The following is a 1,539-nucleotide window of genomic DNA, read 5'->3' as shown; positions in this document are numbered from 1 at the left end:
CTGTCTCTTCTACACAAATAATTAGTAAAAAAACGGAACTCTCTTGACTGCCGATGATCTGATCATGCAAATTCATTTACTTCACCATTTTCCATGTCAATTTTTAACCCGAGCCAATGGGCAGCCGATCACTTTCATCATGCTGAGCTAGGTGATAAACGAAGAGCGGCAAGGTTAACCGTCGTTGCTGAACATATGGCGGTTGGCAGCGGCAAATCGGTTGCCAGATCATGTAATGGTGAAGATGCCAAACTCGAAGGAGCCTATCGATTGATCCGCAATGATAATGTTAGCCCATCTATGATCAGAGTCGCCGGTTTTGCTCGCACAACCCAAGCGGTTGAAAATGTGGATGAAATACTTGCTCTAGAAGACACAACAGCCCTGAGTTATAAGCACAGTGTGGCGCCTGAATTAGGGAAATTAGGTAAACCTACAGATAAGTCTCGTGGGTGGTGGGTTCATTCTGTCTTGCTGCTGGATAGCTATACTTCTCGGACCTTGGGCTTGATCCACCAAGATTGGTGGTGTCGACCTGACAATCCCAACGAGGCCGATGAAAAAGAGAGCGGTAAATGGGCCGATGCATCTTATTTTACGCGACAACGCTTGCAGTCTCACATGTCGAGAGTGATCTCAGTGTGTGATAGAGAAGCGGATATCATGAGTTATTTAGCGGATAAACAGTCACATAGTGAACGGTTTGTGGTGCGAGCAAAACATGCCAGAAACCTTGTTGAATCCGATGCTAAGCTGTTTGAGCACATGGACAGCCATCCCGTTACCGGCGGATACACCATCACCATCCCACAAAAAGGGATGAAGGAAGCCAGTGGTAAAAGCAAGAATCGTCCTTCGCGAACAGCCAAGCTCACTCTCAAAGCCAGTGCGGTGAATGTCAAACATAATGGCAAAGAGCACTCGCTTAATGTGGTGTATGCGCAAGAATGCCATTCGCCCCAAGGTGAAGCGGGGTTATCTTGGATGCTCCTGACCAGTGAGCCGATTGACACGCTGGCGCAGCAACTTCATGTGATTGATATTTATACCACTCGGTGGCGGATAGAGGACTTTCATAAAGCGTGGAAAACTGGCGCGGGGGTAGAAAGATTACGGATGACCTCGCCAGATAATCTTGAGCGAGCGGCCTCTATACTTTGCTTTATCGGTGTGCGGCTACTGCAACTAAGGGAAGTGATGAGTCTGCCAGTCTATCTGAGAAAAAGAGGCAAGGTCGAAGCAGCCCTGGGCATGGAAAATCAAAGCAGCAGCAGTGTTTTTGAGGATGATGAATGGCGAGTACTGATGGCGCTCTACAAGCCAAGGGCGCACAAAGGCAAAGAGGCACCAAATATGAAGTGGGCCTATCAGTCTCTGGCGAAATTAGGCGGCTTTAATGATAGCAAGCGCACGGGAATGGCTAGCTGGACCACGATTTGGGAAGGATGGGATGATCTTCAGGCTCAAGTAAAGGGCTATCGATTAGCCAAAGCCCTTTTTGAAGCCGGAAAAACGCTATGAGATCTGATCAAGAGACAG

The 1,539-nt window shown here is 48.0% G+C and carries 1 protein-coding gene; it reads left to right on the top strand.

From position 1 onward, the window contains the following. Positions 1 to 93 precede the first annotated feature (93 nt). Complete coding sequence (locus tag L5M38_RS24105) at positions 94 to 1,521, top strand: IS4 family transposase (RefSeq protein WP_263180545.1); 1,428 nt, start codon at positions 94 to 96, stop codon at positions 1,519 to 1,521. Positions 1,522 to 1,539: the final 18 nt, after the last annotated feature.

Origin of the sequence: Shewanella sp. SM101 (genome assembly GCF_025654465.1) — a bacterium.
GTDB lineage: Bacteria > Pseudomonadota > Gammaproteobacteria > Enterobacterales > Shewanellaceae > Shewanella > Shewanella oncorhynchi.
This window is presented reverse-complemented; position numbering and strand designations above follow the sequence as displayed.